Source organism: Streptococcus sp. KHUD_018 (assembly GCF_054861215.1).
In genome coordinates, this window is sequence record NZ_CM142176.1 from 1255879 (window position 1) to 1277321 (window position 21443).

20 protein-coding genes are annotated in these 21443 nt (G+C 41.4%); 4 read left to right on the forward strand and 16 right to left on the reverse strand.

Annotated features, from left to right (window positions below; genetic code table 11):
* Positions 1–208: 208 nt before the first annotated feature.
* From ACVBD2_RS06370 to parE, 4 genes are all read right to left on the reverse strand, one after another.
* The gene (locus ACVBD2_RS06370; protein ID WP_461685428.1) at positions 209–1027 is read right to left on the reverse strand and encodes an aminoglycoside 6-adenylyltransferase; all 819 of its coding nucleotides are present in this window, start codon (positions 1025–1027) and stop codon (positions 209–211) included.
* Positions 1028–1054: 27 nt separating this feature from the next.
* Entirely contained in the window at positions 1055–1792 is a 738-nt protein-coding gene (locus tag ACVBD2_RS06375; protein WP_461685429.1) for a DUF6261 family protein, read from the reverse strand.
* A 213-nt stretch (positions 1793–2005) separates the two neighbouring features.
* On the reverse strand, positions 2006–3523 hold the full coding sequence (locus tag ACVBD2_RS06380; RefSeq protein WP_461685430.1) for an Abi family protein: 1518 nt from the start codon (positions 3521–3523) through the stop codon (positions 2006–2008).
* Positions 3524–3558: 35 nt separating this feature from the next.
* On the reverse strand, positions 3559–5508 hold the full coding sequence (parE, locus tag ACVBD2_RS06385; RefSeq protein ID WP_000037296.1) for a DNA topoisomerase IV subunit B: 1950 nt from the start codon (positions 5506–5508) through the stop codon (positions 3559–3561).
* 135 nt (positions 5509–5643) lie between these two features.
* Between parE and plsY the strand changes: the two genes are divergently transcribed.
* Positions 5644–6285: a glycerol-3-phosphate 1-O-acyltransferase PlsY gene (plsY, locus tag ACVBD2_RS06390; protein WP_038805406.1), complete on the forward strand. Its 642-nt coding sequence runs from the start codon at positions 5644–5646 to the stop codon at positions 6283–6285.
* Between the two features lie 34 nt (positions 6286–6319).
* Here the strand turns inward: plsY and ACVBD2_RS06395 are convergent, their stop codons facing one another.
* The 8 genes from ACVBD2_RS06395 to ACVBD2_RS06430 form a co-directional block, all read right to left on the reverse strand.
* Positions 6320–7276: an ABC transporter permease gene (locus ACVBD2_RS06395; protein WP_461685431.1), complete on the reverse strand. Its 957-nt coding sequence runs from the start codon at positions 7274–7276 to the stop codon at positions 6320–6322.
* 2 nt (positions 7277–7278) lie between these two features.
* Positions 7279–8337, reverse strand: coding sequence for an ABC transporter permease (locus tag ACVBD2_RS06400; protein ID WP_057489190.1), 1059 nt, complete (start codon positions 8335–8337; stop codon positions 7279–7281).
* Positions 8330–9865 (reverse strand): ABC transporter ATP-binding protein, encoded by a 1536-nt coding sequence (locus tag ACVBD2_RS06405; protein WP_461685432.1) that lies wholly within the window; start codon positions 9863–9865, stop codon positions 8330–8332. Before ACVBD2_RS06405 ends, ACVBD2_RS06400 begins: the two co-directional genes overlap by 8 nt.
* A gap of 136 nt (positions 9866–10001) precedes the next feature.
* Positions 10002–11054, reverse strand: a complete 1053-nt coding sequence (locus tag ACVBD2_RS06410; RefSeq protein ID WP_461685433.1) for a BMP family lipoprotein — start codon at positions 11052–11054, stop codon at positions 10002–10004.
* Positions 11055–11144: 90 nt separating this feature from the next.
* A complete protein-coding gene (locus tag ACVBD2_RS06415; RefSeq protein ID WP_000246111.1) occupies positions 11145–11534 on the reverse strand; it encodes a cytidine deaminase in 390 nt (129 codons plus the stop codon).
* The gene (deoC, locus tag ACVBD2_RS06420) at positions 11521–12183 is read right to left on the reverse strand and encodes a deoxyribose-phosphate aldolase (RefSeq protein ID WP_461685434.1); all 663 of its coding nucleotides are present in this window, start codon (positions 12181–12183) and stop codon (positions 11521–11523) included. The genes ACVBD2_RS06415 and deoC overlap by 14 nt, the downstream gene beginning before the upstream one ends.
* A gap of 19 nt (positions 12184–12202) precedes the next feature.
* Positions 12203–13480: a pyrimidine-nucleoside phosphorylase gene (locus tag ACVBD2_RS06425; RefSeq protein ID WP_461685435.1), complete on the reverse strand. Its 1278-nt coding sequence runs from the start codon at positions 13478–13480 to the stop codon at positions 12203–12205.
* Positions 13477–14067 carry a class I SAM-dependent methyltransferase gene (locus tag ACVBD2_RS06430; RefSeq protein WP_132973989.1) on the reverse strand — a complete coding sequence of 197 codons (591 nt, stop codon included), beginning with the start codon at positions 14065–14067 and terminating at the stop codon, positions 13477–13479. Before ACVBD2_RS06430 ends, ACVBD2_RS06425 begins: the two co-directional genes overlap by 4 nt.
* 234 nt (positions 14068–14301) lie before the next feature.
* Between ACVBD2_RS06430 and coaA the strand changes: the two genes are divergently transcribed.
* The 3 genes from coaA to ACVBD2_RS06445 all read left to right on the forward strand — a co-directional run bounded on the left by coaA (position 14302) and on the right by ACVBD2_RS06445 (position 16112).
* On the forward strand, positions 14302–15222 hold the full coding sequence (gene coaA, locus ACVBD2_RS06435) for a type I pantothenate kinase (protein WP_223326429.1): 921 nt from the start codon (positions 14302–14304) through the stop codon (positions 15220–15222).
* Between the two features lie 67 nt (positions 15223–15289).
* Positions 15290–15526 carry a 30S ribosomal protein S20 gene (rpsT, locus tag ACVBD2_RS06440; protein WP_001274000.1) on the forward strand — a complete coding sequence of 79 codons (237 nt, stop codon included), beginning with the start codon at positions 15290–15292 and terminating at the stop codon, positions 15524–15526.
* Between the two features lie 52 nt (positions 15527–15578).
* Entirely contained in the window at positions 15579–16112 is a 534-nt protein-coding gene (locus ACVBD2_RS06445; RefSeq protein ID WP_461685436.1) for a DNA topology modulation protein, read from the forward strand.
* A 16-nt stretch (positions 16113–16128) separates the two neighbouring features.
* Here the strand turns inward: ACVBD2_RS06445 and metG are convergent, their stop codons facing one another.
* From metG to ACVBD2_RS06465, 4 genes are all read right to left on the reverse strand, one after another.
* Positions 16129–18126, reverse strand: a complete 1998-nt coding sequence (gene metG / locus ACVBD2_RS06450; protein WP_461685437.1) for a methionine--tRNA ligase — start codon at positions 18124–18126, stop codon at positions 16129–16131.
* A gap of 123 nt (positions 18127–18249) precedes the next feature.
* Complete coding sequence (locus ACVBD2_RS06455) at positions 18250–19506, reverse strand: ABC transporter permease (RefSeq protein WP_268709318.1); 1257 nt, start codon at positions 19504–19506, stop codon at positions 18250–18252.
* 1 nt (position 19507) lies between these two features.
* Positions 19508–20209 (reverse strand): ABC transporter ATP-binding protein, encoded by a 702-nt coding sequence (locus tag ACVBD2_RS06460; protein WP_000811477.1) that lies wholly within the window; start codon positions 20207–20209, stop codon positions 19508–19510.
* Positions 20193–21347: an efflux RND transporter periplasmic adaptor subunit gene (locus tag ACVBD2_RS06465; protein WP_084948769.1), complete on the reverse strand. Its 1155-nt coding sequence runs from the start codon at positions 21345–21347 to the stop codon at positions 20193–20195. The genes ACVBD2_RS06460 and ACVBD2_RS06465 overlap by 17 nt, the downstream gene beginning before the upstream one ends.
* Between the last annotated feature and the right edge of the window lie 96 nt (positions 21348–21443).

The following is a 21443-nucleotide window of genomic DNA, read 5'->3' on the forward strand; positions in this document are numbered from 1 at the left end:
AAAATGCAAAGTAAAAATAGGAAATTCTTAAAGCGAGCGATGTTCGCAAGAGAATTTATCTTTTTCACACAGCATTTAGAGCGTGTTCAACTCCTTTCAAAGAATCTAGAGTATGTGTAATGATAAAAGGATGTAGAAAGGATTAGTCCTGTGTTCAGTTACTAGAACCAAACTATCCTTTCTGTAGTTTAAAATACGTTTTTATAAGTTAACGATTGGAAAGTCTCTTTTCAGCATACTCAATCATCTTCTCAGCCACTTCCTTATCATAGTCAAATCCCATCTTTTGAGCAAGGATTTTAGCTTCTCTGTGAAAGAGATTCATTGTAGAGAATAGGGATTGAGTGTTTTTTTCTATACTTGAAAAATCAAGCAGATTTGAGAACTCCTTCTCTTTCTCTGTAGGTAAATACTGGAAAAGATACTTATAGTTCTTACCGATATCGACAGTCCCCTTATCACTTGCGACCTGCCAAGCCAAGATCTTCAAGAGTTCTTGTTGGCAAATACCATAGAGATGGTCAGTCGCATAGATGAGCTGATTTCGACAAATGCCCTTCACTACATAGGCAGAAACCCACCAAAATTCATTGCAGGCTTTTTCAAAATCAATCGGGCTAGCTGGATTCGTCCAGTAACGCTCTGGACTTGTAGTATAGGATTCAAACAAGCCTTTCTCATCTTTCAAAACTGTATAATCAGCTTCACTATCCACCCACTCTTGGATGTGGTCTTTGGGGCAAAGGGTCAAATCTATCCGATTGCCATCTTCAAAGAGCATAAGATAAAGTCGACGGTTTCCCAGCACATTATACTGTTCAATCAGACGGTTGCCAAACTGGTCCAACCAAGCAAGGTCACTCGTCAGATTATCTAAATCGTCCACGATATAAACAACATCATAGTCTTGAAACTCATCTTTTGGCGCTTTTGTATCAGTCCGTGAACCAGAAATAGCGACAGCCTCGACTTGTAAAGTTTTGGCAGTCTGTAAAATCACATCAAGCATTTCTGTCTCTGTTCTCATATCAATACCTTCTCGTTTTATCGGATATTAGTTATCTGCTTCTTGCTTGCTTTTCTTTGGTGTTAATTTTTTATAGCGACTACGGATAGCGTTGAGATGGTCACGGAGATCGGCATACTGCTTTTTATCTGGATAAGCATAGGCGTTGATTGCAGTAAAATCCACAAGGAAGTCATAGATTTCTTGTAGTTTTGCACGGACTTCCTTGTTTTGACTAGGTGCCTTGCCTTTTTGCTCAGCCAAGCGCTCCTTATAGGCTTTTTCAAACTGAGCCTGCGCCTTTGTCAAGGTTTCTACATGAGTTGTCAAATGCAGGGTTGAAAGGGCAGTTTGGTAGTCAGTATCTTTTAGCTCCTTAAGCAAATGGTTAATAGCTTCTGTCTCTTTTTCGTAGCTCATGCTCGCTAGCCCAGCATAATTTTTGAAAAGTTTGCTGAGTTTGTCGTAAGCTTCCTTACTACTCGCCTCTTTCACACGAGAGAAGGCCTTGACCAAACCAGTCAAGGTAGAAAGCGCATCATCACGCTCACGATCAGACGCTTCCAGACTAGCCACCGTTTGACTGGCCTTGGAACGGTGCAAACCAGATTGCAAGGTCTCAAGAAGTTTCTCCATACCCCCTAGTTTCGTTGCGTAAACCTGCTCAGACTTATTGGCTTTTGTAAAAGCCCCCAACTCGTCCTTGCTCTCAGATAGAAGTTGGAAGAATTCGTTGTTTTCTAAATTGCGTACAGTTAAACTCGTGATTCCATATTCTTTTTTCATAAAACTCCTCTTTCAATGATGTATTTTTAAGTTTTTGCTCTAAAATAATTCAGAACATATCTAAATATTCGTATTTTGCTCCAATAACTCAAAACACACATGTGTGTTTTGAGTTATTTCCCGCTAGACAAGATATTCTTCAAGTATGGTTTCTTGTTTTAGGACTGGGGAAGGTAATTTTTCGTGTGGGATATTGTTTCAAAATAGTAAAAATCAAAAATACTTCTGTAGATGTATTCCTGTTTGATAAAAATGAAGAATTGCTGTTTGTTCTGCAAGTGATGCTTCATTTGCTATTATTCTATAAGCTGGAGGAAAATCCAGAGGAAGCGTTGATAAGTCTCCAATATCTTTTAAAATAGGATTGACATTTTTTTCTTGTTCATTTCTATCATAATCACTGGCATAATCTAAGAAATAATTCGATTCGTTTTTAAAATCATTATACATTTTCTCATCAAAAAGACTAATGAATCGATGATAAATAAAATTAAGTTCAAACCAAGCTTTTCTGTAGGGATTACCAAAAATGGTTTGTGCAACCTTAACTGATATAAGCTCGTCAAATCCTTGGGACATCAGTACCTGTTTTAGATAACTAAATATGAACCAATCTTTAATTTTAGTTCTTTCAAGAGGGTTATCAAACTCCAAATCCCAGTTAGGATTATAGTCAGGATTTACTATAGTTGGAATCACAAACCTTCCATGTGCCGCTGCATTTCTTATAATTCTTAAGTCTGAAAGTACTGCTTTATGTAAAACAATATCTCTAACAAAAGGAGTTAATAAACGCCCCCCTGTTGAAATACTTTCTCTTGAAAAATCATCAAACTTAACAAGCAAAGATTCTAAAGTACTTAGATCCATTTGATCCATTAAGTCATCTAATGGTATTATATCGGAATTAATATAATCAAATTTATCTGAGTAACTTAGATACTTATATCGATTTTGAGCTCTCTTATATTGACCCATCTTAACATTGTCAGTAGAGTTTTTCCAATATTTTACCACTTTAACAGCAATCTCATTTCCACCCTCTCTCTGAGTGGATAACCTGCTTAATAAGCTCTTATATGAATTTTCAATTCCTAATATCCATCTTAATATCTTTTCTCTGAATACTTTGTCAATATCATCAATTTTAATAATATGTTTGACATCAATAATTTTAGAGTTGCCTAAGTTTTTTTCAATAAAAAACCCATTAACAAGATAATCTAACATATAAGGTTGAAAACCAATTTTTTTCAGATATTCATATAAAATAGCATCATCATCTACCAAAATAGAATCATAAAGTTTTTTTAACTTGGAAGCAGTAGACTGATCAACTATAGCTTCAAACTCTCTGATTTCGTTTTCCATTTGATTTTTGGTTGGTAGTTGAATATTAAACAAATCAAATTTTTCTTTTACTTGTTCCAAATAGGACTTTGATTCCACACGCTTTTCCTGAATTAAATTTCGAGAATCAAACTTTAAGTCACCAGCTTCTCTAATTTTCTTATCTCTAAGATTCACTCCTTTTTTTATATTAAACTCTACCTCTTTGCTATATTCAATGTACTCAATACCATCTATTTCCTTTATCATCTCGGGAGTAAACTGAAATGGAAGTTCCTCACCTTCTTGACCAAAACTATCCGTAGAAATATATCCGTAATTTCTAAATAGCTTGATAATTCTTCCTACACCTTTTTTCTTCTTGTTTTTATTTTTTCCCATTCTAAAATCTCCTGTAACCTATACCTTCAATTTCCTCAAAACACCATCTCCCCACTCTCTTCCAGCGTAAACTTGACATTATCCTCAATCCACTTACGGCGTGGTTCGACCTTATCGCCCATGAGGACGTTGACGCGGCGTTCAGCACGAGCTAGGTCTTCAATCGTGACACGGATGAGGGTACGCGTTTCTGGGTTCATGGTTGTTTCCCAGAGCTGGTCCGCATTCATCTCACCTAGACCTTTGTAGCGTTGGAGGGTAGCGCCTTTACCGAACTGCTTGCGGAGTTCTTCTAACTCGCCGTCCGTCCATGCGTAGGCCACTTCTTCTTTCTTACCTTTTCCTTTAGACATCTTGTAAAGAGGTGGAAGGGCGATATAGACATGTCCTGCCTCGACTAGGGGACGCATGTATCGGTAGAAAAATGTCAAGAGCAAGGTCTGAATGTGGGCACCGTCGGTATCCGCATCGGTCATGATGATGATCTTGTCATAATTGGCATCTTCAATAGAGAAGTCTGCGCCGACACCCGCACCGATGGTATAAATCATAGTGTTGATTTCCTCATTTTTGAGGATATCTGCCATCTTGGCCTTGGCTGTATTGATAACCTTACCACGAAGAGGTAGGATAGCCTGGAATTTACGGTCACGACCTTGCTTGGCAGAACCACCGGCAGAGTCTCCCTCGACTAGATAGAGTTCGTTCTTAGCTGGGTTTTTAGACTGTGCTGGGGTTAATTTCCCAGAAAGCAAGCCCTTGTCTTTTTTATTTTTCTTACCATTTCGGCTCTCATCACGCGCCTTACGTGCTGCTTCACGAGCATCACGCGCCTTGATAGCCTTGCGAATGAGATTGGAAGCCAGTTCACCATTTTCCATAAGGAAGAAGGTCAACTTATCAGCCACAATTCCATCCACAACCGGACGAGCTAGTGGACTCCCCAGTTTATCCTTGGTCTGACCCTCAAACTGGAGGTGTTCTTCCGGAACTAGGATAGAAAGGACGGCAGCTAGTCCTTCACGGTAATCTGACCCTTCAAGATTTTTATCTTTTTCCTTGAGAAGTCCCGTCTTACGCGCATAATCGTTCATGACCTTAGTAATGGCTGACTTGAGTCCTGTCTCATGCGTTCCACCGTCTTTAGTACGAACGTTATTGACAAAGGATAGAATGTTATCTGAAAATCCATCATTGTACTGGAGGGCAACTTCCACTTGGAAACCATTATCTTCCCCTTCAAAGTATAGGACTGGCGTTAAGGTTTCCTTGTCTTCATTCAGATAGGATACAAAGTCCTGAACTCCGTTCTCATAGTGGAACTCAATTGCTTCATCTGTTCGCTTGTCCGTCAATGACAAGGTGACATTTTTTAAGAGAAAGGCTGACTCATTGAGACGTTCTGAAATGGTATTGTACTTAAAGTCTGTCGTAGAAAAAATCGTCGCGTCAGGCATGAAAGTGACTTTGGTACCTGTCTTAGACTTGGGTGCTGTACCAATTTTCTTCAAGGTTGTGACGGGTTTCCCGCCATTTTCAAAACGTTGCTTGTAGACTGTACCGTCACGGGTGATTTCAACTTCTAGCCAACTTGATAGGGCATTAACAACGGAAGAACCCACTCCATGGAGACCTCCAGATGTCTTATAGCCACCTTGACCGAATTTTCCTCCAGCGTGGAGAATGGTAAAGATAACCTCAACAGTTGGAATTCCCATGGCGTGCATCCCAGTCGGCATCCCTCGACCATGATCTTGAACGGTTAAACTTCCGTCTTTATTGATAGTCACATCAATACGGTCACCAAATCCAGACAAGGCTTCATCTACTGCATTGTCCACGATTTCCCAGACCAAATGATGGAGACCAGCTCCGTCAGTCGATCCAATGTACATACCCGGACGTTTACGGACCGCATCCAACCCTTCTAGCACCTGAATGGCATCATCATTGTAGTTATTAATATTGATTTCCTTTTTTGACACAAGGAACCTCCTATTTGTTCATCTTTTCTATTTTACAGGTTTTCTAGGGATTTTGCAAAGTTTTTCCCGTTCAGCTGTCACAATTTCACAAGAGATTCTCAGCCTTTCTACACCATTTCATGGTATAATAGGTACATGATGACATTTGTATTATTAATTTTAGCTTATCTACTAGGTTCGATTCCGTCTGGTCTTTGGATTGGACAAGTTTTCTTTCAAACAAATCTGCGCGAACACGGTTCTGGAAATACTGGTACGACCAATACTTTCCGTATTTTGGGTAAGAAAGCGGGTATGGCAACCTTTGCGATTGACTTCTTTAAAGGAACCTTGGCCACTCTGCTTCCAATCTTTTTCCATTTGCAAGGAATCTCACCTCTCGTCTTTGGTCTTTTGGCCGTAATTGGACATACCTTTCCTATCTTTGCAGGCTTTAAAGGTGGTAAGGCTGTCGCAACCAGTGCTGGAGTGATTTTCGGATTTGCGCCTGTTTTCTGTCTCTATCTAGCAATCGTATTCTTTGGAAGCCTCTATCTAGGTAGTATGATTTCACTGTCTAGCGTTACTGCTTCTATCGCAGCCGTTATCGGAGTTCTCCTATTTCCACTATTTGGATTTATCCTGAGCAGCTATGACCCCCTCTTCATTCTGATTATCCTAGCACTTGCTAGCTTGATTATCATTCGTCACAAGGATAATATCACACGCATCCAAAATAAAACTGAAAATCTCGTCCCATGGGGATTAAACCTAACCCATCAAAATCCTAACAAATAAAACGTCAGTTTGAAACTGACGTTTTTTTGTATGCTTATTTTGACTTGATGTAGTTGATACCGTCTGCCTTTGGTGCGACTGCTTTTCCAAAGAAGGCTGCCAAGACAAGGATGGTCAAGACATAAGGGGCGATTTGAAGGTAAACCGCTGGCACTCCTTGTAAGAAAGGTAATTGAGAACCGATAACTGCCAAACTTTGTGAAAGTCCAAAGAAAAGACTAGAAAGCATAGCACCAATTGGGTTCCATTTACCAAAGATCATTGCAGCAAGAGCGATAAATCCAGGACCGACAATAGTTGTCACTGAGAAGTTGACAGAAATGGATTGAGCATAAATCGCTCCCCCAATTCCACCAAGGAAACCTGAAATAACAACCCCAAGATATCGCATCTTGTAGACATTGATCCCCAAGGTATCCGCTGCCTGAGGGTGTTCACCAACAGAGCGAAGGCGAAGACCAAAACGTGTCTTGAAGAGAATAAACCATGCGAGGAACGAGAAGGCAATCGCAATATAACCTAGCAAACTTGTTGACTTGAAGAAGATATCTCCAATCACAGGGATATCAGCCAAAACTGGGAAATCAAAACGTCCAAAAGTCTGGCTTAAGTTATCCGTTTGCCCTTTGTTATAAAGAACTTTAACCAAGAAAACTGCTAGGGCAGGAGCCATCAAGTTCAATACTGTACCACTGACAACATGGTCCGCACGGAAATGAACTGTAGCGACGGCATGGATGAGGGAGAAAATAGCTCCCACGATACCAGCAACTAACAAGGAAATCCAAGGTGTTGCCGCTCCAAGTTGTTCCGCAAACTCAAGGTTAAAGACGACCCCAGAAAAGGCTCCCATAACCATAATTCCTTCAAGACCGACGTTAACGATACCACCACGTTCAGAGAAGACTCCTCCGATACTCGTAAAAATAAGTGGTGCTGAGTAAATCAGCATAGAAGAGACCAAGAGGGTGAGTAATGTTGTAATAGACATCCTTACTTACCTCCTTTAACTTGTTTTTTAGGTTTGACAAAGCGTTCGATAATGTAGTGAACGCTGACAAAGAAGATAATAGACGCTGTTACAATGCTAACAAGCTCAGACGGAACTTGCGCTGCGTTCATACCTGGCGCACCAACTTGCAGAACACCAAATAAGAAGGCAGCAAAGAGAATTCCAATTGGTGAATTCCCAGCAAGCAAACTAACCGCCATCCCGTTAAATCCGATAGCTAATGATGACCCCTGAACGTAAACGTTTTGGAAGGTTCCAAGCCCTTCAACAGCTCCACCGAGACCAGCTAATGCACCAGAGATGATCATTGATAGAATGATTGTACGTTTTGCTGAAATACCAGCGTACTCTGAAGCATGGGGATTAAGACCAACTGCACGGATTTCAAAACCGAGAGTCGTTTTCTTGAGCAAGAACCAAATCACACCAACAGCAATAATAGCAAAGAAGATACCGATATTCATACGAGAATTGCCAGTCAACTCAGATAACCATGGTGTCTGATAAGTGGCATTGGCACTCACACGAATTGTTGAGTCTGTACTTTGCATAAAGTCTTTCGGAAAAGAATGAATAAAGGCGTTCCCTACGTACAAAACAATGTAGTTCATCATAATGGTTACGATAACCTCTGACGTACCGAGATAAGCTCTGAGAATACCTGGAATTGCACCAACAATTCCACCTGCGATCAGAGCAATCACCACAGTCGCTAAAATCAACATTGGACGTGGCATGTCTGGATGCGACAAGGCAAACCAACCGCTGAGAATCCATCCGGCAAGCGCTTGACCAGGAAGTCCAACGTTGAAGAAACCTGCCCGACTAGCAACAGCAAAACCAAGACCAATCAAGACTAGAGGTCCCATGGCACGGAAAATTTCCCCAATCCCGCGAAGGCTACCAAAAGCTGTATAGAACAACTCCTCATAACCCCAGATAGCATCGTAGCCGAAGATCCACATGACAATGGCCCCGAGCAAGATTCCTAAGAATACGGAAATCAAGGGAACCGAAATTTGTTGTAATTTTTTAGACATCACTCTTCTCCTTTCCCAAGTTTCCACCTGCCATCAAGACACCAAGTTCTTGTTTGTTAGTCGTTTCTGGCGATACAATACCTTGAATCTTACCATCGTGAATAACAGCAATTCGGTCTGAGACATTTAAAATCTCATCCAATTCAAAGCTGACAACAAGGACAGCCTTACCGTTATCGCGCTCTTCAATCAAACGTTTGTGGATATATTCAATGGCACCGACATCCAAACCACGAGTTGGTTGGCTGACGATAAGGAGTTCAGGATCACGATCAATCTCACGAGCAATAATCGCTTTTTGTTGATTTCCTCCTGAAAGAGCTGCTGCTGGAACAAATTCGCTTGCCGCACGAACGTCAAATTCTTCCATCAATTTCTTAGCATGTGAAGTGATATTAGCATAGTTCAAGATACCATTCTTGCTGAGTGGTTCTTTGTAGTAGGTTTGAAGAGCGATATTTTCTGAAATCATCATCTCCAAAATCAAGCCATCACGGTGACGGTCTTCAGGAACATGCCCCACGCTTAGTTCTGTAATTTGTCGAGGATGCATCCCTACGATTGATTTGCCTTTTAATTCAACGCTACCTGACTCAACCTTACGAAGACCTGTAATGGCTTGAATGAGTTCAGATTGACCATTGCCATCAATACCTGCAATACCGACAATTTCACCAGCACGAACATCCAAGGATAGATTTTTTACTGCTGGTACACCGCGGTTTTCATTGACAACCAAGTCTTTGATAGACAAGACCACTTCTTTGGGTTGTGGTGCCTGTTTCTCCGTTTTAAAGGAGACAGAGCGTCCTACCATCATTTCTGCCAAATCTGCATTGGTTGCCCCTGCAATCTCAACCGTCTGGATTGATTTTCCACGACGGATAACCGTCACTCGATTGGATACCGCACGAATTTCATCCAGTTTATGGGTAATCAAAATAATGGACTTCCCTTCTTTGACAAGGTTTTTCATGATAGCCATCAACTCGTCAATCTCTGAAGGAGTCAATACTGCCGTAGGTTCGTCAAAGATGAGGATATCAGCACCACGATAAAGTGTCTTCAAGATTTCTACACGTTGTTGAGCACCAACGGAAATGTCCGCCACCTTAGCAGCAGGATCCACTGCCAAACCATAACGTTCAGAAAGAGCCTTGATTTCTTTAGTAGCTTCAGCTATATCTAGCACACCATTTTTAGTGATTTCACTCCCCAAAATGATATTTTCAGCTACTGTAAAAGCTTCGACCAGCATAAAATGTTGGTGAACCATCCCAATTCCTAGACTAGCAGCTTTAGAAGGGGAATCTAGTTCGACAACTTGACCATTCACCACAATTTCACCACTAGTTGGCTCAAGAAGTCCTGCCAGCATATTCATCAGAGTGGATTTACCCGCTCCATTTTCTCCTAAAAGTGCATGGATTTCACCTTTTCGCAGTTGCAAGTTGATCTTGTCGTTTGCTACAAATTCACCAAACACCTTGGTGATATCCCGCATCTCAATGACATTTTCGTGTGCCATATGCTCTTCCTTTCAGAGGTTTATTTTATTTCAATAAAACCTGCTAATCACATTAACAAGCTCTATTGAGACAAAAATTGCCTCAATTCTTAAAGAAGCGACCGATGGCCGCTTCCTAAGAAATGACTTTTATCCATTATTTTTCAGGAACTTTTACACTTCCGTCAAGGATTTTAGCTTTTGCATCTTCGACAGCCTTTTTACCTTCTTCTGAAAGGTTTGTTACTGCCAAGTCAACCCCTTTATCTTTCAATGAGTAGACGATAACTTGTCCACCAGGGAATTCACCTTTTTCTGTTTTGTTGGCAATATCTTTTACAGTTGTACCAACTTGTTTCAATGTAGATACAAGAACGAAGTTTGATTCTTTACCATCTTTAGAAGTGTATTTACCTTCTGCTGCTTGGTCACGGTCTACACCAATAACCCAAACTTTTTCGTTTTCATTTTTGCTTTCGTTCAAAGATTTTGCTTCAGCAAAGACACCAGCACCTGTACCACCAGCTGCTTGGTAGACAACGTCTGCACCTGCAGCGTATTGAGCTGCTGCAATTGTTTTACCTTTGGCAGCATCACCAAATGAACCAGCGTAGTCAACTTGTACTTTGATAGATGGGTCTACTGACGCAACACCAGCCTTAAATCCAGCAGCGAAACGTGAAATAACTTCAGATTCGATACCACCTACAAAACCAACTTGTTTTGTTTTAGTTGTTTTAGCTGCTGCAACACCAGCAAGGTAAGCTGCTTCGTTATCAGCAAATGTTACGCTCGCAACATTCTTTTGATCTTTGATCACATCATCAATCAAGACATAGTTTAAGTCAGAGTGGTCTTTTGCTGCCTCTTCAACTGCATTGTGAAGTGCAAAACCAACACCGAAGATCAGGTTGTAACTTCCAGCCGCTTGTTGCAAGTGGTTCGCATAGTCTGCTTCACTTGTTGATTGGAAGTAAGTGTAACCGTTATCTTTAGAAAGGTTGTGTTCTTTCCCCCAGTCTTGCAAACCTTCCCAAGCTGATTGGTTGAATGATTTGTCATCAACACCACCAGTATCTGTTACGATTGCTGCTTTTGTCTTCACATCAGAAGATGAAGCTGCGTTACGAGAAGAGCGGTTACCACATGCAGCAAGTCCAACTGCTGCCACTGCAACTAGACCAAGGCCTAGCCATTGTTTCTTGTTCATTACTGAACCTCCTAAATAAGATGTGCAACGATGTTGCAAGTATAGATCGTTTGGTCACGTAGACCACAGCCACTCGAAGAGTAGCTCAGACTAATTTAAGTCTGTAAATGAGTATGGAAGTAACTCCCCGACCGTCATCTCGACCGTCGATTTATCTTTAGCGACAAGTGTCACCTTTAGATCTTGTTCAAAAAACTCAACCATGACCTGGCGACAAGCACCACATGGCGAGATGGGTTTTTCAGTTTGTCCATAGACAATTAATTCTGAAAACTCTCTTTGGCCTTCGGAAACTGCTTTAAAAATAGCAGTACGCTCTCCACAATTAGTCAAGGGATAACTAGCATTCTCGATGTTCACACCCGTATAAATACTACCATCCTTGGCTACTAAAACAGCTCCGATGGGAAAGTGAGAATAGGGAACATAGGCTTGCTTGCTGGTTTCAATTGCTAGTTCAATCAACTCAGTAGTCGCCATCCGCTAATTCTCCTTTTAAAATCGCAACGCCAGCAGATGTTCCGATACGAGTAGCACCTGCTTCCACAAAGGCAAGAGCGTCCGCATAAGAGCGAGCTCCACCAGCTGCCTTAACTCCCATATCTGGTCCGACTGTTTTACGCATCAACTGAACATCCTCAATAGTGGCACCACCAGTTGAAAAGCCAGTAGATGTTTTGACAAAGTCAGCTCCTGCTTTTTGGGATAATTGGCAAGCTGTAACCTTTTCTTGATCTGTCAACAAACAAGCTTCAATAATAACTTTTACTAACTTGTCACCACTTGCTTCTACGACAGCACGGATGTCCGATTCAACTAAATCAAGATTGCCTGATTTGAGGACACCGACATTGATAACCATATCAATCTCATCTGCACCATTTTGAATAGCTTCTTTTGTTTCAAAAGCTTTCACAGCTGAAGTTGTTGCTCCAAGAGGGAAACCTACTACTGTACAAACCTTTACATCTGAGCCTTCAAGCCCTTTTTTCGCATGTTTCACCCATGTGGGATTAACACAAACGCTGGCAAAGTCATACTCACGCGCTTCAGATAGCAAACGATCAATTTGTTCTTGGCTTGCATCTTGCTTTAAAAGCGTATGATCAATATATTTATTTAACTTCATATTCGGATTCTCCCTGGTTTTATGAGATAATTTCTATAATTTCTCGTAAACTTTGCACTCCATCATTTATTCTAACATATTTTTGAAATTCTGTAACTAGTTCAGAAGAAATTTTTCCATTTGTATAAACTTTTGCAACAATTTCTCCTTTTTGAACGGAGTCTCCAACTTTCTTTTCAAAAACAATCCCTGTTTCATAGTCCAGGTCATCAGACTTGACTGCACGACCAGCTCCTAGTCTCATGGCATAGAGCCCAAATTCCATAGCTGGAAGAGCTGAAATAACACCCGTTTCTTGAGCTGGAATTTCCACCACATGAGCAACCTTGACTGGGCGATAGAGGTCTTCTAAATCACCGCCTTGTGCTGCTACCATTTCTTCAAACTTAGCCAGTGCTTGGCCATTCTCAAGATGTTGACGGATTTCCTCGACCGTTTTCTCAACATCAGCCAAACCAAGCATAATCTGAGCTAACTCGCAGATAAAGTGACTAATATCTTCTCGACCTTTTCCTTGAAGAATCTCGATTGCCTCAAGGATTTCGAGACGATTCCCAATGGCTCTTCCCAAGGGGTGGCTCATATCGGTAATGACTGCTACCGTCTTTCGACCAACGGCCTTACCAAGTTCCACCATGGTTTGAGCCAATTCACGCGCCTCATCGACAGTCTTCATAAAGGCACCTTCACCGACCGTTACGTCTAGCAAAATGGCATCCGCTCCTGCAGCTATTTTCTTGCTCATCACGGAGCTTGCAATCAATGGGATCGTGTCGACAGTTGCTGTCACATCACGGAGGGCATAGAGAAGCTTGTCTGCTTTAACCAGCTGATCTGACTGCCCAATGACAGATACTCCAATATCTTGCACCTGACGAATGAAATCCTCTTGACTTCGCTCGACTTGATAGCCCTTAATGGACTCCAATTTATCAATTGTCCCACCAGTGTGGCCGAGACCACGACCACTCATTTTTGCAACCGGTACACCAAAGCTGGCTACTAAAGGAGCTAAAATCAAGGTCACCTTATCACCAACACCACCTGTCGAGTGTTTATCTACTTTGATACCATCTATGGCTGACAAATCAAACTCCTGACCTGTCTCAACCATATTCATGGTCAGGTCAGAAATCTCACGTGTGGTCATTCCTTTGAAATAAACAGCCATAGCAAAGGCAGACATTTGATAATCTGGAACAGTTCCAGCCACATAGCCTTCTACCAGCCATTTGATTTCAGCTGCAGTCAGTTCTTGACCATCTCGTTTTTTTTGGATTAAATCAACTGCTCTCATTCTTTCACACTTCTAAGGATATAGTATCCCTTATCTTTCTTTACGATTTCACAATTTCCAAAAACGTCTTCCATCTTACTTTTAGCACTAGGAGCCCCCTGTTTTTTCTGAATGACGATGATCAAATCTCCTCCGTCTTTCAAGAAATCTCTGCTCTTTTCGATAATCTCATGAACAACTTGTTTACCCGCTCGAATCGGCGGATTGGAAATAACATGGTCAAACTTCCCTTCAACTTGTTCATAGATATTGGATTGGAAAATCGTCGCTGAAACTTGGTTTCTCTCAGCATTTTGTCGCGCTAGGTCCAAGGCACGATTATTGATATCGACCATGGTTGCCTGAACTCCATAAACCTTGACCAAAGAAAGCCCTAAGGGACCATATCCACAGCCTACATCAAGGACCGTTTCTCCTTTGTTAACCTCTAGACACTTCAATAAAAGCTGACTCCCAAAGTCGACCATTTTCTTGCTAAAAACACCCGCATCCGTCAAAAAGGTCATTTTTTGTCCCAACAGCTCCACTCTCAACTCATGAATGTCGTGAGCAGCGTCAGGATTTTCTGCATAATACATTTTACTCATGAAACTATTTTACCATATTTTAGTGAAATGTTAAATCGTTTACAAAGCTGAAATTCAACAAACAAACTAAATCTGTTATGATAATAATTAAATGATCTTTGTATTTTTCACTCTATTTTTCCCTGTTAGAGGCAACTTATAGCAACTTTCAAGAATCAGAATGATAAATATCGAATTTCATTCTCCCTTTAGATGAGAAATATGATATACTAAGATATCGAACGAGGAAAAATTATGACCAACGAATTTTTACATTTTGAGAAAATCAGCCGTCAAACCTGGCAATCCTTGCATCGCAAGACAACCCCTCCCTTGACGGAAGAAGAACTAGACTCCATCAAGAGTTTTAATGACCAAATCAGCCTACAAGATGTGACAGACATCTATCTGCCACTGGTTCACCTTATCCATATCTATAAAAAAGCCAAAGAAGATTTGTCTTTCTCAAAAGAAATCTTTCTTCAAAGAGATAGCAAGCCCCAACCTTTTATTATTGGGGTTTCGGGTAGTGTCGCTGTTGGCAAATCCACAACCAGTCGCCTTCTACAAATCCTTCTCTCCCGTACACTTGCTGATGCTACTGTAGAATTGGTGACAACTGACGGTTTTCTCTATCCCAACCAAACTTTAATTGAGCAAGGTATCTTAAATCGCAAAGGTTTTCCAGAGAGTTATGACATGGAAGCCTTGCTGAATTTTCTTGACCGCCTAAAAAATGGACAGGATGTCGATATTCCAGTCTATTCTCATGAAGTGTATGACATCGTCCCTGGGGAGAAACAACGCGTTAAGGCTGCGGATTTTGTCATCGTTGAAGGAATCAATGTCTTCCAAAATCCTCAAAATGAGCGCCTTTACATCACTGATTTCTTTGATTTCTCCATCTATGTGGATGCTGCTGTCGAAGACATTGAAGGTTGGTATCTAGATCGTTTCTTAAAACTCCTCAGCTTTGCCCAAAATGATCCCAACAGCTACTACCACCGCTTTACGCAAATGCCGATTGGAGAGGTCGAAGCCTTCGCTCATCAGATCTGGACCAGCATTAATCTAATAAATCTACAAAACTATATCGAACCGACAAGGAATCGTGCCGAGATCATTCTCCACAAGGCTAAAAACCATGAAATCGATGAAATTTACCTAAAAAAATAATTTCCCCTTGTCAAAACCTGAGTTTTCAGATATAATGGTATAGTTAGTAAATATGGAGGTAAGAACATTGGCAAACATTAAATCAGCTATCAAACGCGCTGAATTGAACGTTAAACAAAACGAAAAAAACTCAGCTCAAAAATCAGCTATGCGTACTGCTATCAAAGCTTTCGAAGCAAACCCTTCTGAAGAACTTTTCCGTGCTGCTAGCTCAGCTATCGACAAAGCAGAAACTAAAGGTTTGATTCATAAAAACAAAGCAAGCCGCGATAAAGCTCGTCTTTCAGCTAAACTTGCTAAATAAGAAACAGTCCATAGAGGCTGTTTTTTTGTCCTCTAATTAGAAAAGGTAGAAAATGAAAATCGCAATCATCGGATATTCTGGAGCAGGCAAGTCAACTCTAGCTGAAAAGTTGTCAAACTACTACTCCATCCCCAAACTGCATATGGACACACTCCAATTTCAACCTGGTTGGCAAGACAGTGACCGCGAATGGATGTTGACCGAAATGAAAAACTTTCTCACAAAGCACGAAGCTTGGGTCATCGACGGCAACTACTCTTGGTGTTACTATGAAGAAAGAATGCAGGAAGCTGACCAAATCATCTTTCTCAACTTTTCCCCATTGTCTTGTCTCTTTCGAGCCTTTAAACGGTATCTCACATACCGAGGCAAGGTCAGAGAAAGTATGGCTGCAGGTTGCCCTGAACGCTTTGACTGGGAATTTATCCGATGGATTCTCTGGGATGGGCGTACAAAACCTGCTAAAGAACGCTATCAGCAGGTTCAAGAAAGCTATCCAGAGAAAGTAATTGTCCTCAGGTCACAAAAGGAGATGGACCACTTCTTAGAAAATCTCGCAAACAACAAGAAAAACCAACGTACCTAACGTTGGTTTTTTGCTTTTATCCAATCACACTTCCGTTTGGTACAGCTGGATCAACTGTGAGAAGGGTTAGTTTGCCATCATGTTCAGCTGAGAGGATCATGCCTTGGCTGACATATTTTTTCATCATCTTGCGAGGTTTGAGGTTGGCAACGATTTGGACTTTCTTGCCGACCAATTCTTGCTCATTTGGATAGTATTTCGCAATTCCTGAGAGGATTTGACGGTCTTCGCCATCACCAGCATCTAGGCGGAATTGAAGCAACTTATCAGATCCTTCCACTTTAGAAACTTCTTTGACTTCTGCGACACGGATTTCAACCTTGTCAAAGTCTTCAAATTTGATTTCTTCCTTGTTTAGTTTGAGTTTGACTTCGTCTGGATTCCATTCTTTTTCGACTGCTGGTTTGTTGCCTTCCATTTGTTCTTTGATATAGGCAATCTCTTCTTCCATGTCCAGACGTGGGAAGATCGGTGTTCCTTTGGCAACAACAGTCACACCTGCAGGGAAATCAGCCAAGCTCAAGTTTTCTAGGCTAGAAACTTCTGCTAGACCAAGTTGTGCCAATACTGCACGACTAGTCTCCATCATAAATGGCTCAATCAAGTGAGCTACGACGCGGAGGCTAGCTACCAAGTGGCTCATGACACTTGCCAATTGGTCACGAAGGGCTTCATCCTTAGCCAAGACCCATGGTGCGGTCTCATCGATGTATTTGTTGGTACGAGAGATAAGAGTCCAAACTGCTTCAAGAGCACGTGGGTAGTCAACTGCATCCATGTATGTATGGTAATCAGCGATTGATTGTTCTGCAACGTTAGCAAGAACATTGTCAAATTCTGTCACACCTTCTACATAGGCTGGAATTTGCCCATCAAAGTACTTGTTAATCATAGAAACCGTACGGTTGAGGAGGTTTCCAAGGTCATTGGCTAATTCATAGTTGATACGACCTACATAGTCTTCTGGAGTGAAGGTTCCATCTGAACCGACTGGAAGGCTACGCATGAGGTAGTAACGAAGTGGGTCCAGTCCATAACGCTCTACCAACATTTCAGGGTAAACAACATTCCCCTTAGACTTAGACATCTTGCCGTCTTTCATGACAAACCAACCGTGGGCAATCAAGCGGTCTGGCAATTTGACATCCAACATCATGAGAAGGATTGGCCAGTAGATTGAGTGGAAACGAAGGATGTCTTTCCCTACCATATGGAAGACAGTTCCATTCCAGAACTTGTCAAAGTTCCCATATTCATCTTGACCATAGCCAAGAGCAGTCGCATAGTTAAGAAGGGCATCAATCCAAACGTAGACAACGTGTTTTGGATTGGAAGGGACTGGCACACCCCATGTGAAAGTTGTACGAGAAACCGCTAAGTCTTCCAAACCTGGCTCGATGAAGTTACGCAACATTTCATTGAGACGACCATCAGGAGTGATAAAGTCAGGATGTGATTTGAAAAATTCAACCAAGCGATCTTGGTATTTGCTAAGGCGAAGGAAATAAGATTCTTCAGAAACCCATTCAACCTCGTGGCCTGATGGAGCGATACCGCCCGTCACATTTCCAGCTTCGTCACGGAAAACTTCTGCAAGCTGACTTTCTGTAAAGAATTCTTCATCTGATACTGAATACCAACCAGAGTATTCACCCAGGTAGATGTCATCTTGAGCAAGTAAGCGTTCAAAGACCTGTGCTACTACTTTTTCATGGTAATCATCAGTTGTACGGATGAATTTATCATATGAGATATCGAGTAATTTCCAGAGTTCTTTGACTCCAACCGCCATCCCATCAACATAGGCTTGTGGTGTGATGCCAGCTTCTTCCGCTTTTTGCTGGATTTTCTGACCATGCTCATCAAGACCTGTCAGATAAAAGACATCGTAGCCCATAAGGCGTTTGTAGCGAGCTAGGACATCACAAGCGATGGTTGTGTAGGCAGAACCGATATGAAGTTTACCAGATGGATAGTAAATCGGTGTTGTAATATAAAAATTCTTTTCAGACATATTTTTTCCTTTCCAGGCAAATGAAACCTGTTTTTCTAACACTTCATTATATCATATTTTTAGTGATTTTCGATAGGGAAATCTATACAAAAACAAGATAGACAAATGTCCATCTTGTTTATCTTATTCATAGCGAAGGGCTTCAATTGGATCAAGCTTAGACGCTTTATTGGCTGGTAAGACCCCAAAAATCATACCAACGCTGGCCGAAACAGCCAAGCTAAAGAGAGCAATCGGTAGCGAGACACCAATTTCTATTCCTTCCATCATATTTTTTAGCAAGGCCCCTGCTAGTGCGGTCAAGCCTGCTGCACTAACAAGTCCGATAAGACCACCTAATAAGGTCAAAATCATGGACTCAATCAAAAACTGTACCAAGATATTAGCCCGTGTAGCTCCCAATGCTTTACGAAGACCAATCTCACGAGTACGCTCCGTTACAGAAACCAGCATAATATTCATAACTCCAGTCCCTCCCACAAAGAGAGAGATTCCTGCGATAGCACTAATAATAGCGGTCATAAAACCAAAGATTTGCTGAACCTCTGCAAAAGCGGCGGTTTCGTCTACAACCTGATATTCTCCCTGCTGTACTCCTGCAATTTCTGTCATCTTGCGTGCGAGTTCTGGCCCCAAAGTCGGAGTTAGACTCGTATCATTCACACGAAAGACAATATTAGAAATTTCCTCTACATTAAAATTAGCTGCTACAGAAGCATTGGTTGTAATCGGTAAACCACCTACACCAAACATCTTAGCACTTTTAACAGCAGGACTTGAGTAAACACCAATCACGCGATAGCTATATCCATTGGCTGAAATAATCTGATTGAGTGCTGCCTGAGGCGAGTCAAAAAGACTTTTAGCGAGTTCTTCATCTAGCAAAATCACACTTGCAAAATCTCGGTAGTCTTGTTCTCTCAGATCCCTACCTGCAATAATTTTATTTTCTACAGCAGACATATAAGTCATATTTCCACCTGTCAGACTTGCTCTCTCTACCTTTTTATCCTTATAGGTCAAAGTAACATTTGTACTATTAGTCACATAATAGCCATCTACGCCTTTTAGTTTGGCAGCTTCCCTAACCCACGATTCCTGTGTTTTAGGTGGTTCTACGTGAACATCTTCTTTACCAGATAGTGTCAGTGCAGATTGCTTTTGTGTAAAAGAACCGTCCTTACTTTTAATTGGTGAGAAAAACACCTGAATATTTTTCTGAGATTTTGTCATATTTTTATTGACCTGACGAGACATAGAGTCCCCTAAAGCCATGATGACAACTACTGAAGAGACTCCGATGATAATGCCAATCATGGTCAAAAAGGAGCGCATCTTGTGTGCCATAATAGATGAAAAGGCAAATTTCAGATTTTGCATCTTAGTTCTCCTTTCCTTCCAAACGAGCGCTATCAGACGAAATAACTCCATCACGGATTACAATTTGGCGTTTTGCATAGGCTGCAATTTCGGGCTCGTGCGTTACCATAATAATCGTCTTGCCTTCTTCATTTAACTCAACCAAGAGTTCCATGATTTGACTTCCTGTTTTCGTATCCAAGGCACCTGTCGGTTCATCAGCTAGGATGATTGAGGGATCGTTAACAAGAGCACGCGCAATGGCCACCCGTTGTTTTTGACCGCCAGACAACTCTGAAGGAAGGTGATGAATACGATCAGTCAACTCTACTTTACTCAGATATTCCTCTGCCAACTTGCGACGTTGGGCAGCTGGAACTCCTGCATAAATCAAGGGCAACTCAACATTTTGAACAGCATCCATCTTTGACAAAAGAAAGAACTGTTGAAAGACAAAACCAATTTGTTGGTTACGTACCTGTGCCAACTGCTTTTCACCTAGACGGGCCACTTCTTGACCTTCTAGATAGTATTCGCCACTGGTTGGAGTGTCCAACATTCCGATGGTATTCATCAGAGTAGATTTGCCCGAACCAGATGGTCCCATAATGGCAACAAATTCCCCTTCACCAATCTCCAAATTAATATTTTTCAAGACCTGCAGTTCCTGTTCACCATTTCGATAACTCCGGCAGATGTTTTTTAGACTAATTAGTTGTTTCATCAGCCTTCACCTCTTTTCCTTCTTCCAAGGAAGTCGTTGGATTACTGATGACTTTGGTTCCGTCTGTCAAACCAGATGTGATCTCTTGGTTTTCTGCGTCAGCATTTCCTAGGCTAACTTCGATTTTCTTAGCCTTATTCTCTTCGTCAACAACCCAAACGTAATTTTTCCCGTCTTCAGTAATGACACTGGTTAAGGGCACGAGGATTGATTTCTTGTCACTTTTAACCTCAACACTAACGGTGAAACCTGGTCGTAAATCACCGATCTCACTCGTCACTTCAATCGTATAGGGATATTTAGAACCAGTATTCCCCCCAGCTATAGCGTTCGTTCCTTCTCCACTATTTTTAGGGTAAGCTGAAATAAAGCTGATCTTCCCTGTCCAAGTTTTATCTTGGTAAACTTTAGAAGAGAAGGTCACTTCTTGGCCAACAGAAAGGTTGGCAAGATTGTACTCGGAAAGTTCTCCCTTGACTTGTAGATTGTCGTTACTTACTACATGAACCATCACTTGATTTGCAGCAGTTGTGGACTTCGATACATTGCGATTAACTTCCACAACTGTACCTTCTAGCGTACTCAAAACCTTTGTTGCGTCCAATTGGGCCTGCGCCTTTTTAAGTTGCGCCTCTGCATCAGCACGACTATCACGAGCATCACTAATCTGAGAATCAATGGAAGAGACTGAAGAACCCTGTGCTCCATCATCATATTCTTCCGAATCAGCTAGAGCGTTGTTGCGTGATTCCTTCAGGTCATTGATACGACGATCAGCCTTGGCTATGGCACGGTTAGCTGCATCATAAGCAGATTGCGCTTCTGTGCTGTTGTATTTTACGAGCGCTTGTCCTTTGTCAACCTTATCTCCAACAGAAACCAAGATTTCATCCACCTCACCCTTACTTGCATCCAAATAAACATATTGTTCATTTTTTGCGGTGACGGTACCAGATAAAAGAACAGAGGAGGCAACTGTTCCTTCCTTTGCGACTACGAGATGCGATGTGTCATCCTTACCGGCAGCCTGAGAGGGCTGTCTAAATAGCAAAATACCCGCTGCACTGGTTATAATAATACTTGCAGCACCAATAGCTGTGTATAGTTGCCATTTTTTAGTTTTCTTATTCCCCTTCATCACAAAACTCCTATTTTATTTTCAATACAAAGACTATTATAGCAAATTTACCTACTCTAAACAATGATTGTTCAGAGAGAAAAGAGAACAATTCAG

Bases quoted from the DNA above. Each gene is read 5' to 3' on its own strand.
- ACVBD2_RS06370 (WP_461685428.1), bottom strand. From the start codon at position 1,027: ATGAGAACAGAGACAGAAATGCTTGATGTGATTTTACAGACTGCCAAA.
- ACVBD2_RS06375 (WP_461685429.1), bottom strand. From the start codon at position 1,792: ATGAAAAAAGAATATGGAATCACGAGTTTAACTGTACGCAATTTAGAA.
- ACVBD2_RS06380 (WP_461685430.1), bottom strand. From the start codon at position 3,523: ATGGGAAAAAATAAAAACAAGAAGAAAAAAGGTGTAGGAAGAATTATC.
- plsY (WP_038805406.1), top strand. From the start codon at position 5,644: ATGATGACATTTGTATTATTAATTTTAGCTTATCTACTAGGTTCGATT.
- ACVBD2_RS06395 (WP_461685431.1), bottom strand. From the start codon at position 7,276: ATGTCTATTACAACATTACTCACCCTCTTGGTCTCTTCTATGCTGATT.
- ACVBD2_RS06400 (WP_057489190.1), bottom strand. From the start codon at position 8,337: ATGTCTAAAAAATTACAACAAATTTCGGTTCCCTTGATTTCCGTATTC.
- ACVBD2_RS06405 (WP_461685432.1), bottom strand. From the start codon at position 9,865: ATGGCACACGAAAATGTCATTGAGATGCGGGATATCACCAAGGTGTTT.
- ACVBD2_RS06410 (WP_461685433.1), bottom strand. From the start codon at position 11,054: ATGAACAAGAAACAATGGCTAGGCCTTGGTCTAGTTGCAGTGGCAGCA.
- ACVBD2_RS06415 (WP_000246111.1), bottom strand. From the start codon at position 11,534: ATGGCGACTACTGAGTTGATTGAACTAGCAATTGAAACCAGCAAGCAA.
- deoC (WP_461685434.1), bottom strand. From the start codon at position 12,183: ATGAAGTTAAATAAATATATTGATCATACGCTTTTAAAGCAAGATGCA.
- ACVBD2_RS06425 (WP_461685435.1), bottom strand. From the start codon at position 13,480: ATGAGAGCAGTTGATTTAATCCAAAAAAAACGAGATGGTCAAGAACTG.
- ACVBD2_RS06430 (WP_132973989.1), bottom strand. From the start codon at position 14,067: ATGAGTAAAATGTATTATGCAGAAAATCCTGACGCTGCTCACGACATT.
- coaA (WP_223326429.1), top strand. From the start codon at position 14,302: ATGACCAACGAATTTTTACATTTTGAGAAAATCAGCCGTCAAACCTGG.
- ACVBD2_RS06445 (WP_461685436.1), top strand. From the start codon at position 15,579: ATGAAAATCGCAATCATCGGATATTCTGGAGCAGGCAAGTCAACTCTA.
- metG (WP_461685437.1), bottom strand. From the start codon at position 18,126: ATGTCTGAAAAGAATTTTTATATTACAACACCGATTTACTATCCATCT.
- ACVBD2_RS06455 (WP_268709318.1), bottom strand. From the start codon at position 19,506: ATGCAAAATCTGAAATTTGCCTTTTCATCTATTATGGCACACAAGATG.
- ACVBD2_RS06460 (WP_000811477.1), bottom strand. From the start codon at position 20,209: ATGAAACAACTAATTAGTCTAAAAAACATCTGCCGGAGTTATCGAAAT.
- ACVBD2_RS06465 (WP_084948769.1), bottom strand. From the start codon at position 21,347: ATGAAGGGGAATAAGAAAACTAAAAAATGGCAACTATACACAGCTATT.